The sequence below is a fragment of the Mycobacteroides immunogenum genome (assembly GCF_001605725.1).
GTDB classification, from domain to species: Bacteria; Actinomycetota; Actinomycetes; order Mycobacteriales; family Mycobacteriaceae; genus Mycobacterium; species Mycobacterium immunogenum.
Genome location: NZ_CP011530.1, coordinates 4636292 through 4651090, shown reverse-complemented (window position 1 = coordinate 4651090; position 14799 = coordinate 4636292). Strand labels below are relative to the sequence as shown.

The window sequence follows — 14799 nt, the reverse complement described above, 5'->3', positions numbered from 1 at the left end:
CCGATGGTGGGACGGGCAAGTCACGCGGAATCGAGCTGCACCCTTGCCCGCCCGTTGGGCGAGGTCGGGGACGGCTGGTCGCTGTTGATCGTTCGTGATGCGTTCGACGGGTTGCGCAGATTTGGGGAATTTCAGAAAAGCCTGGGGCTCGCGAAGAACATCCTGGCCTCGCGCTTGGCGGCGTTGGTGGACAACGGCATTCTCGAGATCGTTCCGGTGGGCGCGCGGCACGAGTATCAGCTGACGGACAAGGGCCGGGGGCTGTTTCCCGTGCTGGTCGCGCTGCGGCAGTGGAGCGATGAGTTCTGTTTCGCCCCAGGCGAACCGCGCGTTTCCCTGGTGGATCGCACGGCCTCTCGCCCGGTGCGCAGGTTCGAGCTGCGGGCGGCCGATGGGCGTCTGTTGACGCCCGAAGACACAGTGGTTAGTTCGGGTTGAGCCAGAATCCACCACAGTCCTGGTATCCCAAGCCGCGGTACACGGCGTCGATCAAGGACTGCGCCCGAGAATCGACCACAATGCCGGTGCCTTGCTTGGTCATCGTGTAACCGAAGGACATTCGTGCGCTTGGGTCGGCGAACCCTGCCGAGCCGCCCATGCCGCAATGTCCGAACGCGCCGGGCGCCAGGATGAGACTGCTGCCTTCACCCAGCGCCCGATTGTCGATACCTGTATGAAACCCCAGGGTCCAGCGGGTTGGGGCCCCGATGGTCGCATCGATCGCTGACGCCGAGCTCACCTGTGTCATGTGCACGATCTGAGCCTTGTCGACCAGGCGGGTGCCGTTGGCGCTCCCGTCGAGCGCCAACGGGCGATACATCGTGGCCAGGCCGCGCCCATTCGACACACCGTTGACGGCGGGGATCTCAGCCGCGTGAAACTCCCGGGTGTTGATCTGACGTTCCGCGGTGAGGGCAGGAAGGAGGAACCCGCCCGAGTTGAGCACGATCAACCCGGGTATCGACGCGGGATCGCTGAGTGCGGTGCGGAAGAAGGCGGGCAGCCGCTTCAGGTCGTCCGGGAGATCGGCGGCGATTGACTGTGCGACACGATGTTCTTCGCTAGCGGGCACACCGATCCAGAAGTCGGCTCCCAGCGGTTCCGCGATCTCATCCCGGAAAAATCGGCCCACGGTGCGTCCGGTAATTCGGCGGATGACCTCGCCGACAAGATGTCCGAAGGTCAGCGCGTGATAACCCGACCGCGTTCCCGGTTCCCACAGCGGCTCCTGCGCCGCGAGCAGGCCGGTGATCAAGTCCCAGTCCGCATAGCCCTTGTCGGGCAGAGTTTCTCGTATCGCAGCCAGGCCCGCCTGATGGTTGAGCAGCATCCGTACCGGAATCTGGTCCTTTCCGTTCTGGGCGAATTCGGGCCAGTAACGGGCCACTGGGGCGTCGAAGTCCAGTTGTCCGCGGGCAGCCAACATGTGGGCGCAGACGGCTGTCGCACCTTTGGTGCAGGAATAGACGGGCACAATGGTGTCGGGCGACCACGGGTTGCCGTCCTCGTTGGCCGATCCACCCCACAGGTCCACGACAGTCTCGCCGTCGACCATCACACAGACCGCGGCTCCCAGCTCGCCTCGCTCCGCGAAATTGCGCTCGAACTCCTCGCGTACCTGGCCAAACCGTGCCTCGCACGATCCGTTTACCGTCATGAAATGACGGTAGGGGAAACCCATATCGCGTGGGCTTGTCTTCCGCGATACCGGCTCAGCGGTCGTCTACGGTTCGGATGTCCTGGAACGAAGGAGTGTCCATGCGGATCGCGATCCTCACGCTTGTGCTGTGGCTGGGCCTGCTCGGGGTGCCCCTGGCGACAGCTGATCCCGGCGCCCTATCGGTGGATCCTTCCTCTGCGGAAGGTGCCGTCGTCCTGGCGCCCGCCGTCGCGGACGTGGCGGCCCAGCTGGGCAAGCCGGTCCGGCTGGATGTGCGCAGCCTCAAGGCAGCCGACGGTTGGGCGTTTCTCTGGTCCGCCATGCAGGAGCCCGACGGCAACCCCGTGGACTATGCAGGTTCTCCCTTTGCCGAGGCGGCGGCCAACGGCGGCATGTCGAAGAAATACGTGGCACTGCTCCATCGGGACGATCAGGGCTGGGGCCTCGTAGACAGACGTGTAGGGCCGAGCGATATCCCGTGGGCCGGCTGGAGTGCCCAGTACGGCGCGCCTGCGGCGATCTTCGATATCCCCGTCTACTAGCCGATTCGCGGGGCAAAACCGCATGTCCCGCGCGATCTGAGGTGTGATCCTGGTCGGGCTGGGCGAAGCTGTCCGCGGCTGCCCGTATCGTGGGGTGTCGTGACGGACCCCAGACCAAATTTCGGTGATGCGCTGACGCGGCGACGCGCGCTCACGATTTTGGGTCTGACGGTGCCCGCTGTTGCTGCGGCGTGCACGACCGTGGGGTCGAATCAGCCCCAGGAGGCCCCCTCGCCGGGTGCATCCCTGACTTTTCTTCCCGACGACAAGGCCAAGGACGTCAACCCGACCGCACCTGTCAGTGTGACGGTGACCAATGGCTGGTTCCAGGACGTGAAGCTGGTCAACGCGGACGGCAAGGTTGTCGCCGGTGTGCTCAGCCGCGACCAGACCAGGTTCCGCACCACCGAGCCACTCGGGTTCGATGTGAAGTACACCTGGAAGGGTTCGGCGGTGGGCCTGGACGGCAAGGCCGTCGCGGTGGCCGGTACGTTCACCACCTTGGTGCCGACGGCGAAGGTCAACGGCCAGTTCCAGCTCGCCGATGGCCAGACGGTGGGTATCGCGGCTCCCGTCATCATTCAGTTCGACGCCCATATCGCCGACAAGGCCGCGGTGGAGCGGTCATTGAGCATCACCTGCGACCCGCCCACCGAGGGCGGTTGGGCGTGGTTGCCCGATGAGGCGCAGGGCTCACGGGTGCACTGGCGTTCACGCGAATATTTCAAGGCTGGCACCAAGGTGGACGTGAAGGCCAACCTCTATGGGGTTCCCTTCGGCGACGGGGCTTTCGGTAACGAAGACATGTCGCTGGATTTCAGTGTGGGGCGCCGTCAAGTTGTCTATGCCGACGCGCAGAGTCACCGAATCCGGGTGACCACCGATGAGGGCACCATTCTGGACCTGCCGTGCAGCTACGGCGAGGGAGACCTGCCCCGTAACGTCACGCGCAGCGGTATTCACGTTGTCACTGAGAAGTACCAGGACTTCTGGATGTCCAACCCGGCGGCCGGGTACTCCAACGTCCATGAGCGCTTCGCCGTCCGGATTTCCAACAATGGTGAGTTCATTCACGCCAACCCCAATACCATTGGGCAGCAAGGAAACACCAACGTCACCAACGGATGTATCAATTTGTCGCTAGGCGATGCGGAGTCCTATTTCCGCACCGCTATGTACGGCGATCCTGTCGAGGTGACCGGCACCTCGATCGAGCTGTCGTACGCCGATGGTGATCTGTGGGACTGGGTGGTGGACTGGCCGACCTGGCAGTCGATGTCGGCGCTTCCCCCGAACCCAAAGGAACGAACCGCCACGTCGTCGCCGACGACATCGTCGATCCCGACCACCGTTCCGCTGACCCCGTCGGGGGCACCGACGCTTTCGGGCACTCCGACGTCGACCCCGTCGACCACAACGGGTGCGCCGTCACTGTCGGCTACGCCGACGACAACCCGCTGATAGCCCGGCGCTCAGAAAAACCCTGTCGTTCAGCCAATGACGGCTGGTACCGTCACGCTTATGTCCGCACAGTTCCACGACAAGCAGATAGCCGGGATGCGTCTAGCGTCACCGGTTGTCTCGTCGTGGCTGCGGCGACTTGCCACCCGGCAGTCGCACGGTAGATCCAGCACCGAGCGACAGCTGGCCAACGATTCTCATGAATATCTCAACCTTTCTGTTTGCGCTGCTAGGAATATCGCTCGACATTCCTAGAGTTTAGTGCGCACAAAACTGCTGAAATAAAATGTATTAACCCAAATTAATGGGGTTTACATCGGTCTATCGCCGATGCACCATTGTTTGCGGCGTGGCCGAGAGGTTGCGTGGATCGCACAGCCATCCTGGAAAGCGATTGTGCTGCAGGTTATTTGAAAATTCCATAATGGTGGCATATGCGTCCGTGGCGAAACTGGGATACGCGCTGGACTCAGACTCCAGTGCCCTGACGGGCATGCAGGTTCGACTCCTGCCGGACGTACGTAAATGTTTTGGACATCAGCGAAATGCGCTGTTGCCCAATGTGTGCGGGTGTAGCTCAACCGGAAAGAGCGGCGGGTTCCAAGTCCGTCAGATGAGGGTTCGAATCCTTCCGTCCGTGCCAGTTGTGCGGTGGTAAACCGCAGCCGACGGCCGATCGAGAAAAGGAAAGGAGGTGCGCGGCGATGTCGACTTTGACGCCCAACCAAACTGTGCAGTTCTGTAACGCCGACTACCGCGTACTGCAACAGATTCCGTGGCAACACGCGATCAAGCTGATCCTCAAGGGAGTCGTGTATTCCATCGACACCCATTATCCCGCCGTGCACGTGCGTAGCGCGTCGCTGGTCATCGAGTTGCCCGTCTCGATCGCGCTGCGTGAGTACGTGTACGTCCCGTACACCCCGCGAAATCGCGTTACCCGTGTGGGCGTGCTACGCCGCGATGGCTATACGTGTGTGTACTGCGGGGCGGGTGCCGACACCTGGGACCACGTGCTGCCCCGTTCGCGTGGGGGAGTGGACTCGTGGCTCAACACGGTGGCGGCGTGCCGTGACTGCAACGGGTTCAAGGGTGACCGGACTCCGCAGGAGGCCGGGATGACCTTCATGCGTGAGCCTTTCGAGCCGAAGGAACGTGACAGGTTCACCTATGCCCTGGCTCCGTAGGTGCCCGAAAGCGCTTTCCCCGGTCGGTTAATCGGTAAACCAGCGGATTGTTAATCCGTGACTGCAGGTTCGAATCCTGCTCGGGGAGCGCGGGGCGCCATGCGTGCGAGGCGAATACGGCTGGTCGCGGTTGCCTGTAAAGCAAGAGCCCTTCGGTGCGCAGGGGGTTCGAATCCCTCCGCACGTACCAACAGTGCCTTGTGGGGTAATCGGTAGCCCACCGGACTTTGAATCCGGGTGTTCAGGTTCGAGTCCTGGCGAGGCAGCGAACCGGAGATTGGAGGTGTGGCAGAACGGTATTGCAGCTCGTTGCTAGCGAGCCGCCGCCCGCACGCGGTTGGGGGTTCGAATCCCTCCACCTCCGCCATGGCGTCCGTGGTGTAACGGAAACACAGCGGTCTGTGACTCCGCAGTCGAGGGTTCAACTCCCTTCGGTCGCCCCAATGCCCCTGTAGCGCAACGGATAGCGCACCGGTTTCCGGGACCGGAGGTTGTGGGTTCGAATCCCGCCGGGGGCGCCGAACGGCGCTATACCCTCGTAGCTCAACGGACAGAGTGACGGCCTACGAAGCCGTGGATGGAAGTTCGATTCTTCCCGGGGGTGCCACATTCCTTTGCCTTCCTCCGCCATGTGGAATGCCTCCGTAGCTCAACGGACAGAGCGGCGAGTTTCTACCTCGCGCGGTGCGGGTTCGACTCCTGCCGGAGGCTCCACGTGGCAATGGTGTGGTCCTGGATAGCCCGGGACCCTACTGGCGGGTGGCTTTGCGGGTGGACGACGCCTGATCGCGAGGTTTGACGACGATCTGGTCCAGGTTGACGTGCGGCGGCCGCGATGCGACGAACGCGATGATCTCGGCGACGTCCTCCGCCACCAGCGGCGTGATGCCTCGGTACACCGCATCGGCGCGGTCCTGGTCGCCGTCGAAGCGCACCACCGAGAACTCCGTTTCCACCGCGCCCGGCGCGACCTCGGTGAGTCGCACCGGCTTTCCGAGAAGTTCGCCGCGCAGCGTGCGGTGCAGCGCGGCCTGCGCGTGCTTGGCGGAGGTGTAGCCGCTGCCGCCGTCGTAGACATCGAGGGCGGCAATGGAGGTGATGGTGACAATGAGCCCGTCACCGGAGGAAATCAGCTTGGGTAGCAGGGCCCGGGTTACCTGCAGGGTGCCCACCACATTGGTCTCCCACATCCAGCGCCAGTGCTCCAGATCTGCTTCCAGCACCGGTTCCAGGCCCCATGCGCCGCCGGCGTTGTTGATCAGCACATCCACCCGATTCAGGCTCTGCGCAAGGGCCGCAACCGAATCGGCGTCGGTGACGTCGAGCACAACCGCGGTGCCCCCGATTTCGTCGGCCAGGGCTTCGATCCGGTCTTCCCGGCGGGCCGCAACTACGACATGAAACCCAAGGGCAGCAAGGGATTTAGCGGTGGCTGCGCCGATTCCGGAACTGGCGCCGGTGACGACTGCGACCCGGCCGTCGAAGGTGGGATTGGTCATGCTCGCCACTGTAGTCAGAACACCCACTAGGACATCGGCTCGTAGGGATGCTAAATTTCGCCTGTGTCCAACATGCGTGCCGCCGAACCCCGGGTCACTTTCGTGATCGCGGGTATTGGTTCTCGGCTGCCGCTGGCTCGCGAGCTGTGTTGTCGCTGCGTCTGTCGCTGCGCCTAATTTCTGCACGTCTTTCTTGACGTCTCGGGCGTGGTATCGCCCCAGTTCACAACACCAAAAGCCACCAGTAGCCCGCGCTTCAGCGTTCGCCTGAATCCGGCCTTTTCGCCAAAGGACCCATCCCATGACTGCACCGGTTCGCCGACCCGTTTCTCGCCACCAGATCCACCCGCCCGCCCTGTACATCGGCGATAGCGCCGCGTCCTCTGTGTTCCGTGCCGCACGTGTCCGCGGGCCCGTGGCCCGTGACGCGATTGCCCAGGTCACAGGCCTTTCCATTGCCACCGTCAATCGGCAGGTGACGGCCCTGCTGGACGCCGGGCTGCTGCGTGAACGCGCCGACCTGGCGGTCTCGGGCGCCATCGGCCGTCCCCGGGTGCCGGTTGAGCTCAACCATGAGCCGTTCCTGACCCTGGGCATCCACATCGGAGCCCGGGCCACCAGCATCGTGGCGACCGACCTGTTCGGACGGACCCTGGACGTGGTGGAGACTCCCACGCCAAACGGCCCGCAGGGTGCGGCGCTGGCTTCGCTGGCCGGTAGCGCCCAGCGCTATCTGGCCCGCTGGCACCGCAGGCGGCCCCTGTGGGTGGGTGTTGCCACCGGTGGTGTGGTCGACGGCCCCGCCGGAACAGTGGATCACCCCCGCTTGGGCTGGACAGAGGCCCCTGTGGGGCGCGTCTTCGCCGACACATTGGGTCTGCCGGTTTCGGTGGCCTCGCACGTGGACGCCATGGCAGGTGCCGAACTGCTGCTGGGATTGCGCCGCTTCGCGGCCCGATCTCTGACGAGCTTGTACGTATACGCCCGTGAGACAGTCGGTTTCGCGCTTGCCATCGATGGGCGGGTGCACAGCCCGTCTAGCGGACCGGGGACCATTGCGGCGCTGCCCGTTGATTCCGAATTGCTCGGTGGCACCGGCAAGTTGGAGACCACGGTAAGCGACGAGGCGGTGCTGGCCGCGGCGCGCAAGCTGCGGATCGTGCCCGCCGGCGAAGGTGTCTCGGTGAGCGCGGTGTACAAGGCCGCACGTAGTGGCAATGAGTCTGCGCGCGAACTACTTTCCGAGCGCGGACGCGTGCTGGGTCAGTCGGTGGCGCTGCTGCGGGACATCCTCAACCCCGACGAGGTGATCGTCGGTGGACAGGCCTTCACCGAATACCCCGAAGTGATGAACGACGTCGAGACCGCCTTCCTGGATCGATCGACTTTGTCCAAGCGCGATATTCGCGTGACGGCCTTCGGTAATCGCGTGCAAGAAGCCGGCGCCGGTGTGGTGTCCCTGGGTGGGCTGTTCGCCGACCCGTTGGGTGCCATGCGACGGGCATCGGCCCGCCGCAGCGAGGCCTCCGCGCTGGCCTAGGTCGTCGCACGCCGAGTGTGACGCCACAGCGGGTTTCCGCGATTTTCTCCATGGCTGCGCACTCGGCGAACGCGAAAGTGATAGGTATGTGCACATGACGCATATCCATCACGTGTCCTCCGCGAAGGTGCCCATGGCTTACGCCTTCGACTACGTCAGTGATGCGCACAACCTGGCCGATTGGATGTTCGGGATCGAGCACGTTCATTTCGTCAACGACGTGCCACGTGGGCTCGGTGCCAAGTACGACATCGCCATCAACCTCGGCGCCACCTTGCGGTCGACGATCGAGGTGACGGGATGGGACCCGGACACCCTGTTCAGCACCGAGTCGCGGTCGGGAATCGAGAATCACATCGAATGTCGCTTCCGGCCCATCTCCGACGGCGAAACCGAGCTGGAGATCAACATCGACTACCGGCTGCCCGGCGGGCTGGCCGGGCGTGCACTCGGCAAGATCATTTCGCCGTTCATCTCGCTGGCCATCACGCATTCGGACGAGAAGCTGCGCAAGATCCTCGAACAGGGTTATCGCCAGGATGTCGCGTCGCGCTGAGGCTCAAAGCGCTGGTAGTAGTGCTGCGCGCCGACGGCTTGTGCATAAGTGACAAGATGGCTGTGTGCTTAGAGGCGATGAGTTCGCGCGCCGGGCGGTTGCGGCGCTGAAGCCGCGCCGCATCGCCGTCCTATCCGTTCACACCTCACCGCTGGCTCAACCGGGCACCGGCGATGCCGGCGGCATGAATGTCTACGTGCTGCAATCAGCCCTTCAGTTGGCCCGGCGGGGTGTTGCCGTCGATATCTTCACCCGCGCCACCGCGTCCTCCGACGAGCCCGTGGTGGCGGTCGCGGACGGGGTGACGGTGCGCAACATCGTCGCGGGCCCCTTCGAGGGGCTGGACAAGTACGACCTGCCCACCCAGCTGTGCGCGTTCACCGCAGGGGTACTGCGAGCCGAGGCGATCCACGAACCGGGCTATTACAACCTGGTTCACTCCCACTACTGGCTGTCCGGGCAGGCGGGCTGGCTGGCCCGCGATCGCTGGGGCGTTCCGCTGGTGCACACGGCGCACACCCTCGCCGCCGTCAAGAACCTCACTCTCGCCGAGGGCGACCGTCCGGAGCCCGCGCTGCGCGCGGTGGGTGAGCAGCAGGTGGTCGATGAGGCCGACCGGCTCATCGTCAACACCAAAGACGAAGCCAATCAATTGGTTTCGATGCACAACGCGGAACCTGGGCGCATCGACATTGTTCATCCCGGCGTGGATCTGGACGTGTTCACACCCGGCGACCAGGCTGCCGCCCGTGCCGAATTCGGTCTACGGGCCGATGAGCAGGTGGTTGCCTTCGTCGGGCGTATCCAGCCGTTGAAAGCCCCCGATCTATTGGTCCGTGCTGCCGAGCGGCTCCCCGGAGTGCGCGTTCTGATTGTCGGCGGACCGTCCGGCAGCGGTCTGGACGAGCCGACGGCACTGCACGACCTTGCCGAGGAACTTGGCATCGCCGACCGGGTGACCTTCCTGCCTCCGCAGACGCGCGAGAGGCTCGCGCAGGTGTACCGGGCGGCCGATATCGTTGCGGTGCCCAGCTACTCGGAGTCCTTCGGGCTGGTGGCCATTGAGGCGCAGGCCTGCGGGACCCCGGTGGTAGCGGCCGCGGTGGGTGGCCTACCGGTGGCGGTCTCCGATCAACGCTCCGGCTTGCTGGTTCCCACGCATCGCACGCAGGACTGGGCGGAGGCCATCGGGAACCTGTTGACGCGTACGGGACCCGAGTTCAGCCATGCGGCAGTGGAGCACGCCGCGGATTTCTCCTGGGCCAGCACGGCTGACGCACTGCTGTCGAGTTACAGCCGCGCCATCGCCGATTACCGCGCACCACAAAGGCCCTCGGCGCAGCGAGCACCGCGTGCACGTTTCCGGGCGCGCCGGTTGTCGGGTCTGCGGCGATGACCACCGCCGAGCAGGCGTACGCCGTCATCGTGCGCACCCTGGTGGACCGGGAGGTCACCTTCAGCGAGCATCACGGGCCCGATGGCAAGCCCGCGCTGGTGGTAGAGCTTCCCGGTGAGCGCAAGCAGAAGATCACGACGATGCTCACTCCGGGCGAGCACGCCGTGCGCGTCGAGGTGTTCGTATGCCGTCGTCCCGACGAGAACACCGAAGGCGTGTACCGGTACCTCCTCAAACGCAACCGGCGTCTGTATGCCGTCGCGTACACGATCGACAACATGGGCGACATCTATCTGGTGGGCCGGCTGCCGCTGCCCGCGATCACCCCCGATGAGATCGACCGATTGCTCGGGCAGGTACTGGAAGCCGTGGACGGCGACTTCAACGTCCTGCTGGAGTTGGGGTTCAAGACGTCCATCCAGAAGGAATGGGCCTGGCGGACCTCGCGCGGTGAGTCGCTGAAGAATCTTGAGGCCTTCGAGCACCTCATCGAGGATTGACCGCTGCGGATGTCCAGAGGCACGGACGCTGAGCAGGGACTAGACGCGGCGTGCAAGACTGTCGGACGTGACCTTCCGAAGCCCGCTTCCCGACGTCTCGATTCCCGACTGCTCTGTCTACGAGTACGTATTCGGTGATACCGGCGACGACAGTCGTGTCGCTCTCATCGATGGCCTCTCCGGCGCACAGACGAGCTTCGGTGAGCTGCGCACCCAGGTCGACGCGACTGCGGCAGGTCTGGCCGACCGCGGATTCGGGTTGGGCGACGTCGCCGCGGTCTTCCTGCCCAACTGCTCGACATTCGCAGTGGTATTGCATGGCATCCTGCGCGCGGGTGGCACCGCGAGCACTGTCAACGTGCTGTACACCGCCGAGGAGTTGGCCAAGCAGCTGATCGATTCCAAGGCGCAGCTCATCTTCACGGTCTCGCCGCTGCTGCCGCGCGCCCTTGAGGCCGCCGAGATCGCGGGACTCGATGCCGCCGGCGTGATCACCATCGACGCCGTGGAAGGACGCCTGTCGCTGGCCGACATCGCGCGGCCCGACCTCGCGCCGCCGACGGTGACCTTCGACCCGGCAACGCATTTGGCGGTGCTGCCGTACTCGTCGGGAACCACGGGTAAAGCCAAGGGTGTCATGCTCACCCATCGCAACCTGGTCGCCAACATCGCCCAGGCCAAGCACCTGTACGGGGTGGAGCGAGGCGACCGGGTATTGGCCGTCCTCCCGTTCTTCCACATCTATGGCCTGGTCGTGCTGCTCAACGTCCAGCTGAAGCTGGGCGCCGAGCTGATCATCCTGCCGCGCTTTGAGCTGGACACCTTCCTGGGCACCATCGCCAACTACCGGGTGGATCACGTTTTCGTGGCACCGCCGGTGGCCGTGGTGCTGGCCAAGCACCCGGAGATCGACAAGTACGACGTGTCCTGCCTGCGGTCGGTGTTCTCGGGTGCCGCGCCGTTGGACGAGCAGCTGGGCAATGCGGTTGCCGCACGCCTCAATTGCCGCGTCACCCAGGGCTACGGCATGACCGAGCTGAGTCCTGTCAGCCACCTCATTCCGCCGAACCGTCCCGATATCCCACTGAACTCGGTGGGCATCCCGGTGCCGAACTCCGAGAACAAGCTCATCGACACCGAGACCGGCGCCGAGATCGAGATCCCGGCAGAAGGGGAGAGCGCACCCGGGGAGCTGCTGGTGCGTGGCCCCAATGTGATGGCCGGATACCTCGGCAACGAGGAGGCCACCGCGGCGACGATCGAACCCGACGGGTTCCTGCACACCGGGGATATCGCCGTGGTGCGGGCCGACGGCGTGGTGACGATTGTCGATCGACTCAAGGAACTCATCAAGTACAAGGGCTATCAGGTGCCGCCGGCAGAGCTGGAGGCGTTGTTGCTGACGCACCCGGGTATCGGCGATGCCGCCGTCATCGGTGTACCCGACCCGTCCAGCGGTGAGATCCCCAAGGCCTTCGTGGTGCGTACCGATGCGGACCTCACCGATGAGGCAGTCATGACCTTCATCGAAGAGAAGGTGGCTCCGCACAAGCGGATTCGGCAGGTGGAGTTCATCGACGCGATCCCGAAGAGCGCCGCGGGCAAGATTCTGCGCAAGGACTTGCGCGCCCGCGTCTAGGCGCGGGCGCTAGCTACCTGCTGGGGTCGGGCGAGCATCCGATCTCCCGGTGCCCAGAAGGTAGACATTGGTAAATTACTCCCCAGGTTGCTTTGGTCAATTCGGTGGAGGCGCGGGGTAAATGGGCACGGCAGGGACGAAAGGTGTCCCGCGCGCCGATCGTGAGAGCCAGATACTCGATATCGCGGGTCGGCAGATCGAGCAGGTCGGCTATGCGGGCATGTCACCGGCACTGGTCGCCGAAGCCGCGGGGGTATCAAAACCCATGGTTTATCACTACTTCGGCAGTAAAGATGGCCTGTACGTCGCGTGCGTCGAACAGGCCGCGGAGGTGGTGTGCGGTGCCATCGAGACGGTCTTTGACCGCCCCGCGCAATGGGAGATGATCGAGCGCACCCTTGAAGCGATCTTTCGCGCCTTGGCGGGGCGTCAGTTCCATTGGAACGTCCTGCTCGACGCGACTCACCCGGCCGAGGGGCCCGCGGCCACGGCCGCGTGGGTGGCACGTTCACGGCTGGCGGGGCAGGCCGCGCGCGGTGCCGAGGCAACGCTCGGATCCCGAGGCATGCATGATCCGGTGGATTTGTCGGCGTTCACCGAGGTCTGGATGGCAGCCGTGGCCGCGTTGGTTAATTGGTGGGTGCGTCATCCCGACGAGACCGCCGAAGCGATGATTGCGCGTAGCCATCGGCTTTTCGCGGTGCTCTTCTTGGGCAGCGGGACCAAGCGGTGAGCACAAAGTCGGGGTCGAAAGGAGTTCCGCGATCAGAGCGCGAGGCCCAGATTCTGGATGCGGCCGCGATCGAGTTTGGTGACCGTGGCTATCTCGCGACGACGACGGCAGCGGTTGCGCAACGCGCGGGAATATCGAAAACTCTCGTACACAAATACTTTCAATCCAAGGAAGACCTCTATTGCGCGTGTGCGCGTCGTGCCGGCGAAACGCTGACGCGAGGCATTGCGGAGGCGATGGCGCTGCCGGAACGCCCAGGATTGCAGCGGGCGTCGGATGTAGTGGCGGCGATATTCCGGGCCCTCGAACAGCGCCCCCACGATTGGAAGATCCTGCACGACAGGAGTGTGCCGAGGGGCGGTCTTGCCGAGGTCACCGCGCGCGACTATCGCCGGAGTCTGGCCGAACAGGCCGCGGCCGGTGTTTCGGGATCCTACGGCGGCGTTCTGAACGAGCCCAGCGACCTGTCCGCACTGGCTCAGGTGTGGCGGGAAACCGTTACAGCCCTTGTTAATTGGTGGCTGCGAAATCCAGAACACACGGTGGACGAGATGATCGCCCGTGCTACCAGGATGTTCGCTGTACTGGACGATTCCGCGCAGTAGTGTGACCCCTCAGCAGGGCAGGGCACACAGGAGGTACGTGAGCATGGCGAATACCACCGCCACCCATGTCGCGCAGACCGCCTGCAGCCACCGTGGCGCATGGCTGATCTCCATGTAGGAGGCGATGATCAGTACCGTCTTGATCGCGGTGAGCGACAGCACCACCAGCACTACCGGGGTGGCGGGGCGGCCCGACGAACTCTCGGCCCAGGAAAGCACTGTGCAGCCGGCCAACACGACCCATGTCAGCATGGTGCGATTCGCGAAACTCCGAATGGATGATGTGATCATGCGTTGCCCCACAATCTAAATCAGATAGATCAACGAGAAGAGGACGACCCACAACACGTCCACCATGTGCCAGTAGACGCCGACGCCTTCCAGGAACGCCACGCTGGCACCGCGGGAATCCGGTCGCATCGATCGAGTAGCGATGCTCAGGCCCAGTATCCCGACCAGGACGTGCAGGAGGTGGATGCCGGTGAAGACGAAGTAGTACATGAAGAATTCGCCGAGTGCCGGGTTGGAGGCCTCATGCAGGTGGCGACTGTATTCGACGATCTTCAGCACCACGAACACCGCACCGAATCCGATGGCGGCGAGATAGAGCCTGAAGGCCCGGCGTGTCTCTTTCCATCGAGCGGAGTTGAGCGCGGCGACCACGGCGGCGGAACTACTGATGAGCGTGAGAGTTTCGGCCAATCCAATGGGTTGGGACATGGTAGACCGGCCGAGCTCGAACATCCCAGGATTTTGGGTGTAGTTCCATCCCCAGATTGCGAAAAATATCCCGAACACGGTGAGATCTCCCATGATGAAGATCCACAGTTCGGCCTCGCCCGGGATGTGCCCCGTGCGGCCGCGCGGGTATGCGCGCGGCCGCGAGTCTGTCTCGGTGTTCATGAAAGCGGTTCCGTGACACGGCTATTTGTGATGGCCGGCGCGGAGAACATCTTGCGGACCACGGGCACCAGGATGATCGGAGATGCCGCGAAGTAGACGAGAAAGAGGACGGCGGGAATCCAGAACCCCACGATGCCGTTCCAGGCGAACGGTCCGGTGTGAAAGAAGAATACCAATAGTTCGGGTAGGTAGAGGATGGCACACCAGAGGTTCAGATACCCGAACCAGCGCGGTACCAACGGATCTCGACGTGGGCTAAGCACCAGGATCGCGTAGGCGCTGAGCACCCATACCAGTAAGAACATGGGGATACCGCCCATGAACTGAAGGAACCCGTTGTCGCTTGCGTACTGGACAATCGCCGGATCACGGTCCGGCCGAAACGCGGCCATCGAGAATGAGAACGGCACGTAGAAGTTGAATACCAGTGATGTTGCCGCGGTCAGAGCCATCATTATCGTGACAATCCCCGCTGACCCCTCGATCTTGCGCGCGATCATCACCAGCAGCGAAAACACCGGGAACAGAACGAATGTCGAGCACATCATGATTACTGCGGCGAGCATCAGCCAGCCATG

The 14799-nt window shown here is 63.8% G+C and carries 16 protein-coding genes and 10 tRNA genes; 21 read left to right on the top strand and 5 right to left on the bottom strand.

Going from position 1 to position 14799, the window contains the following annotated elements; translation table 11 throughout:
• Positions 1-3 precede the first annotated feature (3 nt).
• Complete coding sequence (locus tag ABG82_RS23155) at positions 4-438, top strand: winged helix-turn-helix transcriptional regulator (RefSeq protein WP_043076903.1); 435 nt, start codon at positions 4-6, stop codon at positions 436-438.
• On the opposite strand, the gene ABG82_RS23150 is transcribed toward ABG82_RS23155, so the two are convergent.
• Positions 425-1657, bottom strand: coding sequence for a serine hydrolase domain-containing protein (locus tag ABG82_RS23150; protein ID WP_043077083.1), 1233 nt, complete (start codon positions 1655-1657; stop codon positions 425-427). The genes ABG82_RS23155 and ABG82_RS23150 overlap by 14 nt on opposite strands.
• 101 nt (positions 1658-1758) lie before the next feature.
• On the opposite strand from ABG82_RS23150, the gene ABG82_RS23145 reads away from it, so the two are divergent.
• The 13 genes from ABG82_RS23145 (at position 1759) to ABG82_RS23085 (ending at position 5564) form a co-directional block, all read left to right on the top strand.
• Positions 1759-2202, top strand: coding sequence for a hypothetical protein (locus ABG82_RS23145; protein WP_043077084.1), 444 nt, complete (start codon positions 1759-1761; stop codon positions 2200-2202).
• Positions 2203-2301: 99 nt separating this feature from the next.
• Positions 2302-3663, top strand: coding sequence for a L,D-transpeptidase (locus ABG82_RS23140; RefSeq protein WP_043076904.1), 1362 nt, complete (start codon positions 2302-2304; stop codon positions 3661-3663).
• A gap of 436 nt (positions 3664-4099) precedes the next feature.
• Positions 4100-4183 (top strand) — tRNA-Leu (locus tag ABG82_RS23135).
• Between the two features lie 46 nt (positions 4184-4229).
• A tRNA-Trp gene (locus ABG82_RS23130) sits at positions 4230-4306 on the top strand.
• 61 nt (positions 4307-4367) lie between these two features.
• Positions 4368-4850 (top strand): HNH endonuclease, encoded by a 483-nt coding sequence (locus ABG82_RS23125; protein WP_043076905.1) that lies wholly within the window; start codon positions 4368-4370, stop codon positions 4848-4850.
• A 16-nt stretch (positions 4851-4866) separates the two neighbouring features.
• Positions 4867-4938: transfer RNA gene (locus ABG82_RS23120), tRNA-Asn, on the top strand.
• 13 nt (positions 4939-4951) lie between these two features.
• Positions 4952-5040, top strand: a tRNA-Tyr gene (locus tag ABG82_RS23115).
• Positions 5041-5044: 4 nt separating this feature from the next.
• A tRNA-Gln gene (locus tag ABG82_RS23110) sits at positions 5045-5116 on the top strand.
• A gap of 13 nt (positions 5117-5129) precedes the next feature.
• A tRNA-Ser gene (locus tag ABG82_RS23105) sits at positions 5130-5217 on the top strand.
• Positions 5218-5219: 2 nt separating this feature from the next.
• Positions 5220-5293 (top strand) — tRNA-His (locus ABG82_RS23100).
• Positions 5294-5295: 2 nt separating this feature from the next.
• Positions 5296-5368: transfer RNA gene (locus ABG82_RS23095), tRNA-Arg, on the top strand.
• A gap of 14 nt (positions 5369-5382) precedes the next feature.
• Positions 5383-5457: transfer RNA gene (locus tag ABG82_RS23090), tRNA-Arg, on the top strand.
• A 31-nt stretch (positions 5458-5488) separates the two neighbouring features.
• Positions 5489-5564 (top strand) — tRNA-Arg (locus ABG82_RS23085).
• Positions 5565-5599: 35 nt separating this feature from the next.
• Here the strand turns inward: ABG82_RS23085 and ABG82_RS23080 are convergent.
• Positions 5600-6349, bottom strand: a complete 750-nt coding sequence (locus ABG82_RS23080; protein WP_043076906.1) for an SDR family oxidoreductase — start codon at positions 6347-6349, stop codon at positions 5600-5602.
• A gap of 301 nt (positions 6350-6650) precedes the next feature.
• Between ABG82_RS23080 and ABG82_RS23075 the strand changes: the two genes are divergently transcribed.
• The 7 genes from ABG82_RS23075 to ABG82_RS23045 all read left to right on the top strand — a co-directional run bounded on the left by ABG82_RS23075 (position 6651) and on the right by ABG82_RS23045 (position 13318).
• Entirely contained in the window at positions 6651-7889 is a 1239-nt protein-coding gene (locus ABG82_RS23075) for an ROK family transcriptional regulator (RefSeq protein ID WP_043076907.1), read from the top strand.
• A gap of 94 nt (positions 7890-7983) precedes the next feature.
• Entirely contained in the window at positions 7984-8445 is a 462-nt protein-coding gene (locus ABG82_RS23070; protein WP_043076908.1) for an SRPBCC family protein, read from the top strand.
• 64 nt (positions 8446-8509) lie between these two features.
• A complete protein-coding gene (mshA, locus tag ABG82_RS23065; RefSeq protein ID WP_043076909.1) occupies positions 8510-9841 on the top strand; it encodes a D-inositol-3-phosphate glycosyltransferase in 1332 nt (443 codons plus the stop codon).
• A complete protein-coding gene (locus tag ABG82_RS23060) occupies positions 9838-10341 on the top strand; it encodes a type III secretion system chaperone family protein (RefSeq protein WP_043076910.1) in 504 nt (167 codons plus the stop codon). Before mshA ends, ABG82_RS23060 begins: the two co-directional genes overlap by 4 nt.
• Positions 10342-10408: 67 nt before the next feature.
• Positions 10409-11980 carry an AMP-binding protein gene (locus ABG82_RS23055; RefSeq protein ID WP_043076911.1) on the top strand — a complete coding sequence of 524 codons (1572 nt, stop codon included), beginning with the start codon at positions 10409-10411 and terminating at the stop codon, positions 11978-11980.
• Between the two features lie 121 nt (positions 11981-12101).
• Positions 12102-12713: a TetR/AcrR family transcriptional regulator gene (locus tag ABG82_RS23050; protein ID WP_043076912.1), complete on the top strand. Its 612-nt coding sequence runs from the start codon at positions 12102-12104 to the stop codon at positions 12711-12713.
• Positions 12710-13318, top strand: a complete 609-nt coding sequence (locus ABG82_RS23045) for a TetR/AcrR family transcriptional regulator (RefSeq protein ID WP_043076913.1) — start codon at positions 12710-12712, stop codon at positions 13316-13318. Before ABG82_RS23050 ends, ABG82_RS23045 begins: the two co-directional genes overlap by 4 nt.
• 9 nt (positions 13319-13327) lie before the next feature.
• Here ABG82_RS23045 and ABG82_RS23040 read toward each other — a convergent pair whose 3' ends face one another.
• From ABG82_RS23040 to ABG82_RS23030, 3 genes are read right to left on the bottom strand one after another with little or no spacing between them, the layout of a single operon-like run.
• Entirely contained in the window at positions 13328-13609 is a 282-nt protein-coding gene (locus tag ABG82_RS23040; RefSeq protein ID WP_043076914.1) for a cytochrome C oxidase subunit IV family protein, read from the bottom strand.
• A 15-nt stretch (positions 13610-13624) separates the two neighbouring features.
• Positions 13625-14164 (bottom strand): cytochrome c oxidase subunit 3, encoded by a 540-nt coding sequence (locus ABG82_RS23035; RefSeq protein ID WP_052510957.1) that lies wholly within the window; start codon positions 14162-14164, stop codon positions 13625-13627.
• 53 nt (positions 14165-14217) lie between these two features.
• The gene (locus ABG82_RS23030) at positions 14218-14787 is read right to left on the bottom strand and encodes a hypothetical protein (RefSeq protein ID WP_043077085.1); all 570 of its coding nucleotides are present in this window, start codon (positions 14785-14787) and stop codon (positions 14218-14220) included.
• Between the last annotated feature and the right edge of the window lie 12 nt (positions 14788-14799).